Source organism: Rhodanobacter sp. MP7CTX1 (assembly GCF_014205795.1).
Taxonomy (GTDB): Bacteria; Pseudomonadota; Gammaproteobacteria; order Xanthomonadales; family Rhodanobacteraceae; genus Rhodanobacter.
On the sequence record NZ_JACHCN010000005.1, the window covers coordinates 148,427 to 163,883 of the forward strand.

Sequence of the window (15,457 nt, forward strand, 5' to 3'; positions counted from 1 at the left end):
ATGGTCAGCGGCATCAGCTATCGCGCCGATTCACCCAACGAAAGGTGAGATTGAGTCGTGCGCCGGCCACGGCGCGAGTTTTTGGCAAGTCGTGCCGGTATAGCCGCTGGGTCTGGCCAGCCATGCGCAACAGGCTGCCATGCGGCAACGGCAGACGAATAGTGTCATCCGGCGCCGCTGGCACTCCGCGCGGCAGCTTGCGACGCAGACGAAAACCGCGTTCGGCGCCCAGGCTCAGCGACGCAATCAGCGGCTGATCGCCCAGCTCCGGCTCGTCATCGCTGTGCCAGCCCATCGAGTCGTTACCGTCGCGATAGAGATTTGCCAGCACGCTGTTGAAACGTGCCTCGCAAGCGGTCTCGACGCGGCTGCGCAACGCCGTCAGAGCCGCCGGCCATAGTCGCGGCTCGAAGTCGGTTTTCGAATAGGTATAGCCGGTGCCGGGATCGCCGATCCAGCAGCTAAGCCGCGGCGAGGCGACGTCGCGACCGAACAGGCGGATGTGGTGGGTTTCCCACGGAATCGTTGCCAGCAGCGCGCCAAGCAACGCATCCGCCTCTTCCGTTGCCAGCCACCGTGGCTGCAACACCACATCGGCGCCGGGGAGGCAGATACGTTGCCAGTCGGGCGTCAGCACGAAGGTCATGGTGCATCCGTCATCAGCTATGCCGGTAGTCTCGAAACGCCGACGGCGTTCGACCCGTCACGCTATTCGCACTTGAATAGCGAAGACGGGTGGGCCGCGTCGTTCACGCGTCGATGGCGCCGTCATCCAGCTCCGCCTCGCCGTGCGGAGCAGCAATCACCGGAAGCAACTGCCTGGTCAGCTGCTCGGCCAGCTGCTCGGCGTGCTGTCCTCCCGCCAGCAGATGTACATCGGGCGATTCGGGGCGCTCGTAGGGGGCGTCGATGCCGGTGAAGTTGCGGATCGTTCCGGCGCGCGCCTTTTTGTAAAGACCCTTGGGATCGCGCCTTTCGCACTCCTCCAGCGGCGTATCCACGAACACTTCCATGAACTCGCCCTGCGCGAACAGCTCGCGTGCCGACCGGCGCTCGCTGCGATAGGGCGAGATCACGCTGACCAGCACAATCAGGCCGGCGTCCACCATCAGATGGGCCACCTCGGCGATTCGGCGGATATTCTCGACGCGGGCCTCGGGCGTGAAGCCGAGATCCTTGTTGATGCCATGGCGTACGTTGTCGCCATCCAGCAGGTAGGTGTGATAACCCAGCGCGTGCAGCCGGCGCTCAACCAGATTCGCAATCGTCGACTTGCCCGCGCCCGACAGACCGGTAAACCAGAGGCACAGCGGATGCTGTCCCTTGCTGGTAGCGCGCACTGTCTTGTCGATATCGACATGCTGCCAGTTCACGTTGGAAGAGCGCCCCAGCGCATAGTCCAGCATGCCGCAGGCTACGGTGGCATTGTTCTGGCGGTCGATCAGGATGAATCCGCCCAGCGTGCGGTTGGTCGCGTAGGCCTCGAAGGCAATCGCATCGTCCAGGCCGATCGTGCAATAGCCGACTTCGTTGAGCTCGAGGTGTCGCGCGGCGAGTCTCGCCTGGCTGTTGACGTCCACCTTGTACTTGATCGACATCACCCGGGCATTCACCGTGCGGGTGCCGATCTTGAGCCAGTAGGTGCGGTTGGGCAGCAGCACGGTGTCGCCCATCCACACCAGATGGGCATTGAACTGGTCAGCGACCGGCGCCGGACGCAAGGCGTCGGCAATCACGTCGCCACGACTCGCGTCGATCTCGCGATCCAGGCACAGCGTCACGGCCTGACCGTCCGCAGCGTTCTGCAAATCGCCATTGGCGGTCACGATGCGTTCGACGCGGGCACGCTGTGCCCCAGGCTGCACGACGATCTCGTCACCGCAAGCCACGCGACCGCCACAGATGGTGCCGGCATACCCGCGGAATGACTGATCCGGACGATTCACCCACTGCACCGGCATGCGGAAATCGGCAGGGCGGGCAACCGATACATCGGCCGACTCCAGCAGCTCAAGCAGGGAGGGGCCCTCGTACCAGCTCATGCGCGACGAACGTGCGCCGACGTTGTCGCCGGTGGGAGCGACCACCGGCAGGCACTCCACGTGCGCTATGCCCAGGTCTTTCGCGAGCGCGCGGTACTCTTCGGCAATTGCCGCATAGACGGCCGGGTCATAACCGACCAGATCCATCTTGTTGACGGCCAGCACCACTTGTCGGATACCCAGCAGTCCACAGATATAGGTATGCCGGCGAGTCTGTGGCAGCAGACCCTTGCGCGCATCGACCAGCACCACGGCCAACTCGGCGTTGGATGCACCGGTCGCCATGTTGCGGGTGTACTGCTCATGCCCCGGGCAGTCGGCGACAATAAAACTGCGCCGCAAGGTATGAAAGTAGCGATACGCCACGTCGATGGTAATGCCCTGCTCGCGCTCAGCATCCAGACCATCGGTCAGCAGGGCGAAATCGAGCGCATCGCCAGCGTCGTCATGCTGCCGGCGACTGTCACGAGCCAGGGCAGCCAGCTGGTCGTCAGGCACCATCCCGACGTCATACAGCAGGCGTCCGAGCAAGGTGCTCTTGCCATCATCCACGCTGCCGCAGGTAATGAAGCGCAGCAGCCCCTTCGCGGGCAACGCGCCGGGCGTTTCAGTAGCCGGCTCAGTCGGAGTCATCGTTTTCGGGGCCGTCGTCATCAGAAATAGCCTTCCTGTTTCTTGCGCTCCATCGACGCCGAGGGATCCTGGTCGATCACCCGACCTTGCCGTTCCGAACTGCTCGATCCGGCCATTTCCTCGATGATCCTGGCCAGCGAGTCGGCCGAGGACTCCACCGCGCCCGTGAGCGGGTAACAGCCCAGAGTGCGGAAGCGCACTTCACGCAATTGCACGGTTTCACCATCGCGCAAGGTGAAGCGATCGTCATCAACCATGATCAGTGCGCCATCGCGCTCAACCACCGGGCGCGGCTTGGCGAAATACAAAGGCACCACCGGAATGTTTTCGCGCTGAATGTAAAGCCACACGTCCATTTCGGTCCAGTTCGACAGCGGAAAAACCCGCACGCTTTCACCCTTGCGGATACGCGTGTTGTACGTGTGCCAGAACTCCGGACGCTGATTCTTCGGGTCCCAACGGTGCTGCGCATTGCGGAACGAAAAGATGCGCTCCTTGGCGCGCGACTTTTCCTCGTCGCGCCGGGCCCCGCCAATGGCCGCATCGAAACCGTACTTGTCCAGCGCCTGCTTGAGCGCGACGGTCTTCATGACGTCGGTATGCACGGTGGCCCCATGGGTCAACGGCGAAATTCCCTGTCGCACACCGTCTTCGTTGATATGCACCAGAACTTCCACATCACCGGTCGCCGCCACCTGTTCGCGAAACTCGATCATTTCGCGAAATTTCCACGTGGTATCGACATGCAGCAGCGGTATCGGCGACCGCGCCGGATAGAACGCCTTGCGCAGAAGATGCAGCAGGACCGAGGAATCCTTGCCGATGGAATACAACATCACCGGATGCTGAAAACTGGCCAGCACTTCGCGAAAGATGTAAATGCTTTCGGCCTCGAGGTCATCGAGATGGGAGTGCGGCGGCAAAGAAAGTGTGGTCATGGGGTGGGAGATTCTTCATGTTGTTTGTCGCAACCAAGAGCCATTGCGCCGATCGGCGTCGCACCTGATTGGATATCTTACGTAATAATCAGGCGATGACCGGATATGTCGGCTCGACATCCAGTGTCGCCGCGCAGACCGATGCCAGTTCCAGCAGACGCAGATCCGAGCCGCGCGCACCGACGAGCTGCAGACCGATCGGCAGGCCGTTCGGCAACGTACCCATCGGCAGACTGACCGCCGGGCAGCCGGCCAGGCTGGCGAAGCTGGTCAGGTCGGCTTGCGAAGCGGGTGCCGGACCGTCCAGCGGGAACGCCCCCTGCGGAGTCGTGGGCAACACCAGCACATCGACCTGGGCGAACAGCCGGCGCATCTTCAAGGTAGCCGCATCGAGTACGCGATCGGCCACGGCATAATCGGCCGCACTCTTGTTGGCCGCAAAGTCGAGCATGTTGCGGAAGTGGCTGGACACCGGGTGCTGGGTGTTCGCCAGGTCCTCGGCAAAGGTGCTGAGCATCTCCGCCTCCATCAACAGCAGGCCGGCACGACGGGTACGACTGAAATTCCAGTCGGCGAAATCGACCGTGCGTCGATCGCCCAGCGCATGCGGCAATTTCGCCAGCGCTGCCTCGAACACGTCGATGACTTCCGGCTGCACCCCGATGGCCGCCAGGTCGGGCAACAGCCCGGTGCGCAGGTTGCCCGGCTCCCAGTCCGGCAACGCAAACGCGACGCGGCGCCGGCGCGAGCGCGCATCGTCGGCGTCGTAACCGGCCAGCACCTGCAGCAGTACGGTGAGATCGTCTGCGCTGCGCGCGAGCAGCCCCACCGCATCGAGCCGCCGCGCCGCGGGGACCAGGCCGCGCGCGGAGATCTCGCCGTGCGTCGGCTTCAGTGCGTAGACACCGCAATAGCTGGCCGGGATGCGGATCGAACCCAGGCTGTCCGAACCCACCGCCGCCACCGCCAACCCCGCCGCGACCGCCGCTGCCGCGCCGCCCGACGAGCCGCCAGCGGTATAGCCATGCCGATGGGGATTGTGGGTGGCGCCAGAATGCGGATTGTCGGTCACCGTGCCCAGCGCGCCTTCATCCATATTGGTCTTGCCGACCAGCACCGCGCCGGACGCACGCAGCCGTGCCACCACATGCGCATCGCCCAACACGGGTCGTTCGCGTCCCGGCAGGCCGGCGCGGGTCGGCCAGCCAGCCATGTCGAAGTTGTCCTTCAGTGCCAGCGGAATGCCGTCAAGCCGTCCGATCACACCGTCGCGACGGCGCCGGTCCGCCATATGGGCCTGATCCTGCAGCAGGGCCGTGCGCAGGTCGACGTAGGCATTGAGCTGTGGATTGATCCGTTCGATCGCCGCCTGGTAAGCGTCAGCCAGCGCCTGCGGCTGAACCCGGCCCACCGCCAACCAGTGCAGCAATTGGCACAACGAGGCTCGACGCAGGTCAAGATCAGTGATCGGCGGCATCTGGTTCATGGGCCTTCCTTCAATTTAGGTCCCGACTATCCGCTGGGGTGATGATTGACTGATCGTCGTCCGGGATCGGCCTGCCCTCTTCTATTCTGCACGAACGAGGAGGTGTCCATAAGGGCCGCGGGTTGCGTTTGCCGCGCCGTGCGCGAAACAGGACAATAGGGATCCACGTCATCCTGGCGCCGCCGCGCCGCGGATACACCACGATCTGCCTACCGAAGGAAGTCCGCCATGAGCGAACGCGAAACGATGGAATACGACGTCATTGTCGTCGGTGCCGGACCGGCCGGACTGTCGTTTGCGATCCGCCTCAAGCAGCTCAAGCCCGAGGTCAGCGTATGCGTGATCGAGAAAGCCTCGACGATCGGCGCGCAGATACTCTCCGGCGCGGTGATCGAGCCGCAGCCGCTGGATGCCCTGCTGCCCGGCTGGCGTGACAACCCGCCACCGATCTGCGTACCGGCTGGCGAAGATGAGTTCTGGCTGTTGAACAAAACTGGCGGCCGCAAACTGCCGGTACCGCCGGGGATGAAGAACCACGGCAACTTCATTGTCTCGCTGGGCGCCATGTGCGCATGGCTCGCGCCGCAGGCCGAGGCACTCGGGGTGGATGTATTCCCCGGCTTCGCCGCCGCCGACACTATCCATAACGACGATGGTTCGGTCGCCGGCGTGCGCATCGGCGACATGGGCGTGGCGAAAGACGGCTCGCACAAGCCGGGCTACACCGAAGGCATCGACATCAAGGCCAAGGTCACCGTGCTCGCCGAAGGCGCACGTGGCAGCCTCACCAAGCAGCTGATCAAGCGCTTCAAGCTCGACCAGGACAGCGACCCGCAGGGTTACTCGATCGGCATCAAGGAACTGTGGCAGGTACCGGCCGGACGCGTGACGCCGGGCAAGATCGTGCACAGCTTCGGCTGGCCGGCGGACAGCCACAGCTACGGCGGCAGCTTCCTGTATCACCTGGACAAGGATCGCATCGCGCTCGGTTACGTCAGCGGCCTCGACTACAGCGACCCGAACTACCAGCCGTGGGAAGCGTTCCAGCAATGGAAGAACCACCCGCTGATCAAGCCACTGCTTGAAGACGGCACGATCCTCTCCGCCGGCGCGCGCGCCATCGTCACCGGCGGTTACCAGTCGCTGCCGAAAGTGGATATGCCCGGTGCGCTGCTGATCGGCGACACCGCCGGCCTGCTCAACGTGCCGAAGGTGAAGGGTACGCACCAGGCAATCAAGAGCGGCATGCTCGCCGCCGAACACCTCGTCGCCAATGACCTGAAGTCCGCCGGCTTCGACGCGAAGCTGCGCGGCTCCGACGTGATGGCTGAGCTGAAGCAAGTGCGCAACATCAAGCCCGCATTCAAGAAGGGCCTGTGGTTTGGCCTGCTCAACGCCGCCTGGGAAACCGTTCTCCGCGGCGCCTCGCCGTGGACGCTGAAGAACAAGCCCGATTGGTCATCGCTGCACAAGCTGGGCGCGCAAGAGGAGCCAAAGCGCGACTACCTGCAGCGCACACTGGCGCCCCGCGATCGCCTTGCCGGCGTCTACTTCGCGGCCACCGAACACGACGAAGACCAGCCGATCCACCTGCACGTGGCCGACACCTCGATCTGCATCGACCAGTGCACGACCGAGTACGGCAACCCGTGCACCCGCTTCTGCCCCGCGAACGTCTACGAGATGGTGGAGGACGCTGGCGGTCGTCGGCTGCAGATCAACGCGGCGAACTGCGTGCACTGCAAGACGTGCGACATCAAGGATCCGTACGAGATCATCACCTGGGTCACACCGGAAGGCGGTTCGGGGCCGAACTACCAGAACCTGTAGGCGAGGTATTGATTCGGCCCACAAATACCATGTCTGTGCCGTTCACCTTGAGCGTCACGTCTATCCCGTTCGCCCTGAGCGTCACGTCTGTCCGTTCGCGCTGAGCGTCACCTCTGTCCCGTTCGCGCTGAGCGTCACCTCAGTACCGTTCGCCCTGAGCGTAGCGCAGCGAAGTCGAAGGGCATCGCACAGAACTATTTGCGGATCGGATCAACCGTGGAAATCGAGAGCCCTGCATAGCGGATTGATCCGCTAGCCAGAGTCGGATCCAGATCCTGGCAGCAGATCGCTCGGGCACGCGCCCTGCCGACCACGGAGCCCATCCCACAAGCCACGCAACATGCAGCGCAGATTGCGCGCGCGCGGCCCGATCAGAACGCCGAACAGCAACAGCTTGACCAGCACCCGTGGCAGATCCTGGGCAACCCAGACCCACGGCGTATGCGGCATCGCATACAAACGCAGACGATTGCGCATCATGTAGTACAGCCGCACCGGCCCGTGCACAACGACCTGGCCGAGACCGAACGGAAGCTCGCGGCGGCTATCCCCCAGTCGGTGATCCATCGTTGCAGTGCACACGCCGTAGAGCGCATAGCCTTGCGCGCGCGCGCGGAAACCCCACTCCAGATCCACATTGTCGATAAACAGCCCCGCATCCATCGGGCCGACCCGATCCAGCACATCCATCGGGATCAAGGCCCCCGAACTGATCAGGAAATCGCAGGCGATGGGCTGACTGTCGATTCCACACCAGAACTTGCGATTCACTGGAAAGTGAATACGCACGAACGGTGCATCCCGATCCTCGCGCCGGTCGTGGAAGCGCGGCCCGACGGCGGCGACCTTGTGTGTAGTCGATAGCGTTTGCAGTGCCGACAGCAACGACACCACGATGCCGGCACCAGGCTCGCTGTCCTGGTCCAGCAGCAGTACATGACGGTAGCCGTTCGATCGCGCCCATTCGATGCCGAGGTTCTGGGCAGCGGCCAAGCCTATGTTGTGCGTCTGACGCAAGAGTGCACCGCCGGCCGACGACATTTTGTCGTCCAGTGGTTGCTGCCAATCACCCTCGCTGGCGTTGTCGACAACTACTACCGCGCCGACCTGGGGCAGCAGCCCATCGACGAGGCTCAGCAAGGCCGCAGGCTCGGGGTGATAGCTCACGATCACCGCACAGACGGTCGTCGCGGAGTGGTCAGTCATGGCGCAAAAGATCCCGCAACATGGAGCGGCCTCCCGTTCCATAGCGCCGATAAGAGCCCGCACGGGCTTCGCGCAGGATCGGCAGCAAACGCCGGTATCGCGGCAACCGGCCGATCGCCACACGCTGCTCGAAATGGGTCCGCCGGTGCCGTGCCTGCGCGGCGAGATTGGAATTGCCGCCGGCTTGCCCGAGGAAATCCTCCAGCCGCTGCCATCGCTTCGCCTCGGCGATCAGCATCTGACCACGTGAAAGCAGCAGATCATGCCATTTCATCATCAGTGTGCGCCTGCGCATGCCAATCTGGTTGGCATCATGCTGGCGGTAATCGATGAGCGGCTCGTCGATGAAGTCCACCAGGCCGAATGCGGCCGCGACGGCGGTCAGCCATTCGTCGTGAATCCAGTCACGCGCTACCGGCAACGCCATCTCGACAAGCTCGCGGCGCAGCGCCGCGGTGGCACCGGTCACGAAGCTGCGGCGCAGCACGATGTCGAATGCGCGGCCGTCATGGATGGCTTGTTTCTCATCCGACGTCAGCCGCAGCGCGTCGAACAGCGAGCACTGCAGGGAATCACCTTGTGCATCCACCAGTCGCGCATCGCTATGCAACAACAGCAGCTTCGGGTCACTGTCGAAACGCGCGACCATCAGGGCCAGCTTGTCGGGACGCCAGACATCGTCCTGATCACACAGAAACAGCACGTCACCGGTGGCCTGTTGCAGTGCCTTTGAGAAATTCTCGACGTAACCGAGATTGTTGGGGTTGCTCCACAGCTGCACCGCGATGCCCAACCCGCGTGCCCGCTCAGCAAACGCCTGCAGGATGGGCTGACTGGCGTCCGTCGAGCCGTCGTCACTCATCACAATTTCATCCGGCAGGCACGTCTGCGCCAGCAAGCTGTCGAGCTGCTGCTGCAGGTAGGCAGCCCCGTTGTAGGTGCACATGACGATGGAAAGACGGAGTCGCGTCATGCTCATACGGTGCCGTGGATGGCGATGCCAGCGCCAGGTAGACGCAATGAACCCACCGACAGGGACGCAGGTCGATGCTTGCCCATGCCCACCAGAATCAGGCGCATGCGTATACCTTCATGTCCCACCCCTATGGCGAACAACCGCGCATCATACCCAAACGGCTGCCTGACAGCCCTGAATTCAGCCCGCGCAGAGTGCATCCGGGCTACTCCGGACCACAACACCGGCTCAGGTTAGAATAGTCCATTGTTTCATTACCGCCGGCGTCCCCCTGGATGCCCGTAGAAGGAATCACTGATGAAAATTCTGGTCGGCTACAAGCGCGTCGTGGATTACAACGTGCGTATCCAGGTGAAACCCGACGGCAGCGGCGTGGTGACCGACGGCGTCAAGCTGTCCGCCAACCCGTTCGACGACATTGCGCTGGAAGAGGCACTGCGCCTGCGCGAGAAAGGCGTTGCCGAGGAAGTGATCGTGGTCGGCATTGGCCCGGCTGATCTCACCTCACACCTGCGCAACGGCCTGGCCATGGGCGCCAACCGCGCGATCCACGTCCTCACCAGCGAGGCAGTGCAGCCGCTGACCGCGGCACGCATCTTCCTCAAGCTGATCGAGAAGGAACAGCCGGGACTGGTGATCCTCGGCAAACAGGCGATCGACGACGACGCCAACCAGACCGGCCAGATGCTCGCCGCGCTGTGGGACCGCCCACAGGCCACGTTCGCCGGGAAGGTCGAGATCGCCGATGGCAAGGCCACGGTGACCCGCGAAGTCGACGCCGGCCTTGAAGTGATCGAGGCCGAATTGCCGGCCGTGATCACCACCGACCTGCGCCTCAACGAGCCGCGCTTCATCAAGCTGCCGGACATCATGAAGGCAAAGTCCAAGCCGATCGACAGCATCGAGTTCAGCTCGCTCGGCGTCGACACGCACGACCATCTCAAGACCACGCACTATGCCGCGCCGGCCAAGCGCAGCAAGGGCGTGATGGTGAAGGACGCGGCCGAACTGGTCGCGGCGCTGAAGCAGAAAGGTCTGCTGTAACCCTTCTTCCGTAGGAGCCCACCCTGTGGGCGACGCCTTTCCGCCCTGCCACCGAGGAGCATCGCCCACAGGGTGGGCTCCTACAGGAAACACCGGAGACAACCATGAGCAAGATTCTCGTCATCGCCGAACATCTGGGCGGCAAACTGAACCCCTCCACCGCACGCGCGGTCAGCGCTGCGGCGGCCGTGAAACCCGAGGCCATCGATGTGCTGGTGCTGGCTGACGCGCCCGACGCAATCGCCGCCGAAGCGGCGAAGATCGACGGCGTGAGCCGCGTGCTCACGGTCACCCGCGCAGAGAACGCGCATCCGCTGGCCGCCGTACTGGCGCCACAGATTGCCAAGGCTGCCACGGGCTACAGCCATGTGTTCGCACCCTCAACCACGTTCGGCAAGGACGTCGCCCCGCGCGTCGCCGCCCTGCTCGGCGTGGCACAGGTCAGCGACGTGATGAGCGTGGAAGCTGCACATACCTTCAAACGCCCGATCTATGCCGGCAACGCGATCATCACGGTCGAGGCCGACGCCAATCACACGGTCGTCGCCACCATTCGCACCGCATCATGGCCAGCCGCCGCAAGTGGCGCCAACAGCGCACCGATCGAAGCGTTGACCATCGACGCGGCGTTGCCCACGCATACGCGCTTCATCGAGCTCAAGCAGGGCAGCAGCGATCGTCCCGACCTTCAAAGCGCGAGCAAGGTCGTCTCCGGTGGCCGCGGCGTCGGCTCGAAAGAAAACTTCGACATCATCTACAAATTCGCCGACAAGATCGGCGCCGCCGTGGGCGCCTCGCGCGCCGCGGTCGATGCCGGCTACGTGCCGAACGAAATGCAGGTAGGACAGACCGGCAAGATCATCGCCCCCGAGCTGTACATGGCGATCGGCATCTCCGGCGCGATCCAGCACCTCACCGGCATCAAGGACGCCGGCACCATCGTCGCCATCAACAAGGACGGTGAAGCGCCGATCTTCGAGATCGCCGACTTCGGTCTGGTGGGGGATCTGTTCAAGCTGATTCCGGAGCTGGAGCAAGCACTCGGCTGAGCGCCCTGCCGGCATCGGTGGAAGCACTAGTGGCCCCGCGTTCGCGGGGCGACGGCTCCATCGTTCCCTCCACGTCCTGGACTCGCCGGGGTGCCATTGATTCACTATGGATTTTAAGGGGACGGAGCAGCTATCGGTTCGCACCCGTCACTTCGTTCCGCCCGCAGGGAATCCGTGCATGCTGACAACCACCAGCCAAAAAACGCCGCAGAGCCTGACGGATGGAGTCCCGTCGCTCAGTGTGGTGACCTCGGTATACCGGTCCGAGCGATTTCTCGCGACCTTCATCGATGAGATGATTCTCGCCGTCGACAAGTCGGGCATCAGTGACTACGAGCTGATTTTCGTCAATGACGGATCGCCCGATGAATCGCTGCCGCTTTTAATGCAGGCGCGTGCGGACAATCCGCGGATCAAGATCGTCGACCTGTCGCGGAACTTTGGTCATCACAAGGCCATGCTGGCTGGGTTGTCTCATGGGAAAGGCGATCTGACGTTCATCATTGACTGCGACCTGGAAGTGCGTCCAGGAGTACTCCAACGCTTTCTGGATACCCTGCGCGAGACCCATGCAGACGTTGTGTACGGGGTGCAGGCACAGCGCAAGGGTGCACTGGTGGAGCGTGCCGGTGGCGCCCTGTTCTGGCGGCTGTTCAACATGCTGAGCGAGACGCAGATCCCGGAAAACGTATTGAGCGAACGATTGATGAAGCGCCGCTATGTCGAGGCGCTGCTGTCGCTGGGCGATCGCAACGTCTTTCTCGGCGGCATGATGTATTGGTCGGGTTTCCGGCAGGTAGGTACCGTAGTGGAGAAAACCCAGCGCGAAGGCGCCTCCACTTATTCCTTCCGCAAGCGGCTCTCGTTGTTGATCGAAGCGGTCACTTCGTTTTCTACCGTGCCACTGAAACTGGTACTGGCCATCGGGCTGGGCTTCACGTTGTTGGCCACCACGGCGGCCATCGCCCTGCTTGTCCGAAAGCTGCTATATCCAGCGACGGTGCTGCAGGGTTTCACCTCGCTTATGCTGGTGATGATTGGCCTGGCCGGCTTGATCATTACGGTACTCGGTGTAGTCGGGCTCTATATTGCGCGCATCTATACGCAGACACAGAATCGTCCGCTGTTCATCGTTCGCAATTTTCATGATTGAGGTTGATAGATGAAGGAAGATCTCAACGCCTACCAGGCCGCTTACACCACGCAGTTTCCCTATCACTGGGATGAGGAACTGCTGCTCAAGGCCTATGCGCGCAAGATCGTCGAGCAACTGAGCGACCGCAAGTCACTCAAGCTGCTCAGCCTTGGCATCGGAGGGCAACGGGTCAGTCGCACGATACTTGAGCAACTCGATGTAGCCGAGTACCACATACTCGAGGGCTCGCAGGACATCATCGAACGTTATCGCGCGGAAACCTCGCCGCCGTCGCACGTCACGATCCATCACATGTATTTCGAGAAGGCGCATTTCGAGCCGATTTTCGATGCCATTGAAATGGGGTTCGTGCTGGAGCATGTCGATGATCCGGGCCTGATCCTGCGCCGGTTTCTACCCTTCCTGAAGTCGGATGGCGTGCTGTTCGCTTCGGTTCCGAATGCGCGTTCGCTGCATCGGCTGCTTGGCCATGCCGCAGGATTCATGCAGGACCTCCATTCCCTGAGCCCATCCGATCTAGAGCTTGGCCACAAGCGCTATTTCGACAGCCAATCCATCACGCGACTTGTCGAGGACTCTGGTTATGTCGTGGTGGACAAGGTGGGCCTGGTGATGAAGCCGTTGACGACCTCCCAGCTGCACCAGCTGTCGCTGGATGAGCGTGTCGAGGAGGCCTTCATCGAGGTCGGTTACGGGCATCCCGATATCGCCAACGGGATCCTGCTGACCGCTCGCCCTGCATGAAGACCGCTTTGCTGGTCAGCGGCGGCGGCTTTCAGGGCCTGACCCTGATCCGAGCGCTGCAGGAGTTGCCCGATGTGCGGGTGATCGTCTGCGATCTGTACCCGGAAAATATCGCCCGTTACATTTGTCACGACTATGTGGTCGTTCCGCCACTTTCAGACGCCGACGCCTTTACCCGTGCCCTGCTGGAAATCGTGGACCGCGAAAAGGTGGACGTGGTCTTCCCATCCACCGCGCTCGAGCTGATGGCGCTATCGCAATTGAAGGCAAAGCTGGAGGCACACGGAGCACAGGTCGCCGTCTCTGACAAAAAGGTGCTCGGTCAACTACTCGACAAACTGTCCACGCACGAGTTTTTATGCGCAGCCGGCCTGCCCGTGCCCGCACTGGTCGATCCACTCGCGTTCGACTATGCCCTACCGCTGTTCGGTCGTCCCCGTCACGGTTGGGGTGGCCGCGAAACTATCCTTCTGTACGGCGCTGACGAAGCGCGCGGATACCACGGCGACCTGTCGACGCATGTATGGACGCCCTGGTTGGCGCAATTCGAGGAGTTCTCCGCGGATTTTGCGATCGGTGTAAATGGCGACGTCTCGCCGATCGTACTGCGCCGGCGGCTACGTACGTCCGGGGGATTCGCTGTGATTTCCGAGTCGGTAGCGGATGCAACGCTGGCGGACATGGCGCAGCGCACGGCCGCCTGCATCAGCCACGCGGGTGGCTGTGGCCTGTTCAACGTGCAGATGCTGCGGCCGGCTACCGGCACACCGTTCATCTCGGACGTCAATCCGCGCGTCGGTACCTCCGCGAACCACGCGCTCACCGAAGGAGTCAACCTGCCGGGCTTTTTCATGGATTGCCAGGCGGCATCGAGTGACGCCGGGCCTACGATCCGCAGGATGGGCAAGACGATCAGGGTGCTGAAAGACATCGCGATACCCTATCTGGCGCAGCCGCCGAAGGGCATTGTCTTCGATCTTGACGATACCCTGGTTGATCATAAGCTGTGGATGCTGCGAAAGCTGGAGGCGATCTACGCGGAAACTTTTTCCCGCCATGTCGACGAGGCAGCTTTCCTCATGGGTGCAGCGCAATTGATTGATGAGGGTGAGCGTGCGCTGCTCATCGACCGCCTGTTGGCGACGCTGTCGCTCCCGGCCACACTGCGCGACAGTGCCATCGCTGCCTATCGTGCGGCCATCGTGTCCGATACGCCGCTGTTTGCCGACGTAGCTCCGTCGCTCGCCGCATTCAAAGCAGCCGGCCTCCCCGTGGCGATCCTCACTGACAATCCGCCCGCCACGCAGAAGGCCAAACTTCAGCATGCCCCCGCATTGCATGGCGTGAACGCGGTGGTCTATGCACGCGAATACGGTATCGAGAAGCCTGCACCTACGGGCTTTCTTCAAGCTGCGCGCGCACTCAACATCGATCCACGACAGCTCGTGATGATCGGTGACAACTATTTCCGCGATGGCGCAGGTGCGGTGCAGGCCGGATACATGCACGCACTGATCGTGCGGCGCGAAGGCGGATTCCTGAGCCCCCATGCTGGCATCGCGGCGCGAGTCGCTACGCAGGCGAACAACCGTATCCACATGGTGGACAGCCTGCTGTCCGCCTGCCATGCCTGTCACGCACTATGAGTAGACACAGCGTCGCCATCATTCAGTCGTCGTATATCCCGTGGAAGGGATATTTCGACATCATCCACGAAGTGGACGAATTCATCTTCCTGGATGACGTGCAGTACACCGTGCGCGACTGGCGTACAAGAAATCGCATACAGACCGCCAACGGCCCCATCTGGCTGACTGTCCCGGCCGGAGCAAATCGCAACCGCCTGCTGGAGGATGTCGCGCTGGAGGATGCCAGCTGGCAAGCGAAACACTGGAAGTCGATCTGTCACAGCTACGCCCGCGCCCCGTATTTCCGCACTTACTCAGCTTTCTTTGAGGAGCTGTACCTCGGCAAGACATGGACGAACCTTTCACAAATGAACCAGTCGATGACGCAACGGATTGCCCATGAGTTGCTCGGCATCGAGACCACCTTCACGGCGTCGAGCAGCTATGCGGCGCAGGGTACCAGGCTGGATCGTATACTCGACCTGCTCCGCCTGAGCGGGGCTAGCAGCTATCTGTCTGGACCAACAGCAGCCGACTATCTCAGTCAGGATAAATTTAATGCAGTGGGCGTTGAGCTCAGACTCAAGGACTATTCCGATTATCCGGCGTACCCGCAAATGTATCCGCCATTCGAACACGCCGTCAGTGTGATCGATCTCCTCTTCAATACCGGGCCACAAGCGCCGGCTTACATCTGGGGCCATCGCGGCAACCCTGCGTAGGCG

At 62.4% G+C, this 15,457-nt stretch carries 13 protein-coding genes; 7 read left to right on the forward strand and 6 right to left on the reverse strand.

The genetic code is table 11. From position 1 onward, the window contains the following. Positions 1-13: 13 nt before the first annotated feature. From HDE77_RS08865 to HDE77_RS08880, 4 genes are all read right to left on the reverse strand, one after another. Positions 14-646: an alpha-ketoglutarate-dependent dioxygenase AlkB gene (locus tag HDE77_RS08865; RefSeq protein ID WP_184416830.1), complete on the reverse strand. Its 633-nt coding sequence runs from the start codon at positions 644-646 to the stop codon at positions 14-16. Between the two features lie 103 nt (positions 647-749). Then, on the reverse strand, positions 750-2,675 hold the full coding sequence (cysC, locus tag HDE77_RS08870) for an adenylyl-sulfate kinase (protein WP_184417032.1): 1,926 nt from the start codon (positions 2,673-2,675) through the stop codon (positions 750-752). Positions 2,676-2,695: 20 nt separating this feature from the next. Next, complete coding sequence (cysD, locus tag HDE77_RS08875) at positions 2,696-3,613, reverse strand: sulfate adenylyltransferase subunit CysD (protein WP_184416832.1); 918 nt, start codon at positions 3,611-3,613, stop codon at positions 2,696-2,698. A gap of 88 nt (positions 3,614-3,701) precedes the next feature. Further along, positions 3,702-5,099 carry an amidase gene (locus HDE77_RS08880; RefSeq protein WP_184416834.1) on the reverse strand — a complete coding sequence of 466 codons (1,398 nt, stop codon included), beginning with the start codon at positions 5,097-5,099 and terminating at the stop codon, positions 3,702-3,704. Between the two features lie 228 nt (positions 5,100-5,327). Between HDE77_RS08880 and HDE77_RS08885 the strand changes: the two genes are divergently transcribed. Beyond that, positions 5,328-6,929, forward strand: coding sequence for an electron transfer flavoprotein-ubiquinone oxidoreductase (locus tag HDE77_RS08885; RefSeq protein WP_184416836.1), 1,602 nt, complete (start codon positions 5,328-5,330; stop codon positions 6,927-6,929). 252 nt (positions 6,930-7,181) lie between these two features. Here the strand turns inward: HDE77_RS08885 and HDE77_RS08890 are convergent, their stop codons facing one another. Together HDE77_RS08890 and HDE77_RS08895 are read right to left on the reverse strand one after the other, a co-directional pair. Further along, positions 7,182-8,135, reverse strand: a complete 954-nt coding sequence (locus tag HDE77_RS08890; protein WP_184416838.1) for a glycosyltransferase family 2 protein — start codon at positions 8,133-8,135, stop codon at positions 7,182-7,184. Continuing rightward, positions 8,128-9,108: a glycosyltransferase family 2 protein gene (locus HDE77_RS08895; protein ID WP_184416840.1), complete on the reverse strand. Its 981-nt coding sequence runs from the start codon at positions 9,106-9,108 to the stop codon at positions 8,128-8,130. Before HDE77_RS08895 ends, HDE77_RS08890 begins: the two co-directional genes overlap by 8 nt. A 300-nt stretch (positions 9,109-9,408) precedes the next feature. Between HDE77_RS08895 and HDE77_RS08900 the strand changes: the two genes are divergently transcribed. The 6 genes from HDE77_RS08900 to HDE77_RS08925 all read left to right on the forward strand — a co-directional run bounded on the left by HDE77_RS08900 (position 9,409) and on the right by HDE77_RS08925 (position 15,454). Then, entirely contained in the window at positions 9,409-10,155 is a 747-nt protein-coding gene (locus HDE77_RS08900) for an electron transfer flavoprotein subunit beta/FixA family protein (protein ID WP_184416842.1), read from the forward strand. A gap of 104 nt (positions 10,156-10,259) precedes the next feature. Further along, a complete protein-coding gene (locus HDE77_RS08905) occupies positions 10,260-11,204 on the forward strand; it encodes an FAD-binding protein (RefSeq protein WP_184416844.1) in 945 nt (314 codons plus the stop codon). Positions 11,205-11,382: 178 nt separating this feature from the next. Then, on the forward strand, positions 11,383-12,357 hold the full coding sequence (locus tag HDE77_RS08910; RefSeq protein ID WP_184416846.1) for a glycosyltransferase family 2 protein: 975 nt from the start codon (positions 11,383-11,385) through the stop codon (positions 12,355-12,357). Between the two features lie 9 nt (positions 12,358-12,366). After that, on the forward strand, positions 12,367-13,104 hold the full coding sequence (locus tag HDE77_RS08915) for a methyltransferase domain-containing protein (RefSeq protein ID WP_184416848.1): 738 nt from the start codon (positions 12,367-12,369) through the stop codon (positions 13,102-13,104). Continuing rightward, positions 13,101-14,750 (forward strand): HAD-IA family hydrolase, encoded by a 1,650-nt coding sequence (locus tag HDE77_RS08920; RefSeq protein WP_184416850.1) that lies wholly within the window; start codon positions 13,101-13,103, stop codon positions 14,748-14,750. The genes HDE77_RS08915 and HDE77_RS08920 overlap by 4 nt, the downstream gene beginning before the upstream one ends. Continuing rightward, entirely contained in the window at positions 14,747-15,454 is a 708-nt protein-coding gene (locus HDE77_RS08925; protein WP_184416852.1) for a WbqC family protein, read from the forward strand. Before HDE77_RS08920 ends, HDE77_RS08925 begins: the two co-directional genes overlap by 4 nt. Positions 15,455-15,457: the final 3 nt, after the last annotated feature.

Bases quoted from the DNA above. Each gene is read 5' to 3' on its own strand.
- HDE77_RS08885 (WP_184416836.1), top strand. From the start codon at position 5,328: ATGAGCGAACGCGAAACGATGGAATACGACGTCATTGTCGTCGGTGCC.
- HDE77_RS08910 (WP_184416846.1), top strand. From the start codon at position 11,383: ATGCTGACAACCACCAGCCAAAAAACGCCGCAGAGCCTGACGGATGGA.
- HDE77_RS08890 (WP_184416838.1), bottom strand. From the start codon at position 8,135: ATGACTGACCACTCCGCGACGACCGTCTGTGCGGTGATCGTGAGCTAT.
- cysC (WP_184417032.1), bottom strand. From the start codon at position 2,675: ATGACTCCGACTGAGCCGGCTACTGAAACGCCCGGCGCGTTGCCCGCG.
- HDE77_RS08895 (WP_184416840.1), bottom strand. From the start codon at position 9,108: ATGACGCGACTCCGTCTTTCCATCGTCATGTGCACCTACAACGGGGCT.
- cysD (WP_184416832.1), bottom strand. From the start codon at position 3,613: ATGACCACACTTTCTTTGCCGCCGCACTCCCATCTCGATGACCTCGAG.
- HDE77_RS08925 (WP_184416852.1), top strand. From the start codon at position 14,747: ATGAGTAGACACAGCGTCGCCATCATTCAGTCGTCGTATATCCCGTGG.
- HDE77_RS08920 (WP_184416850.1), top strand. From the start codon at position 13,101: ATGAAGACCGCTTTGCTGGTCAGCGGCGGCGGCTTTCAGGGCCTGACC.
- HDE77_RS08865 (WP_184416830.1), bottom strand. From the start codon at position 646: ATGACCTTCGTGCTGACGCCCGACTGGCAACGTATCTGCCTCCCCGGC.
- HDE77_RS08905 (WP_184416844.1), top strand. From the start codon at position 10,260: ATGAGCAAGATTCTCGTCATCGCCGAACATCTGGGCGGCAAACTGAAC.
- HDE77_RS08915 (WP_184416848.1), top strand. From the start codon at position 12,367: ATGAAGGAAGATCTCAACGCCTACCAGGCCGCTTACACCACGCAGTTT.
- HDE77_RS08880 (WP_184416834.1), bottom strand. From the start codon at position 5,099: ATGAACCAGATGCCGCCGATCACTGATCTTGACCTGCGTCGAGCCTCG.
- HDE77_RS08900 (WP_184416842.1), top strand. From the start codon at position 9,409: ATGAAAATTCTGGTCGGCTACAAGCGCGTCGTGGATTACAACGTGCGT.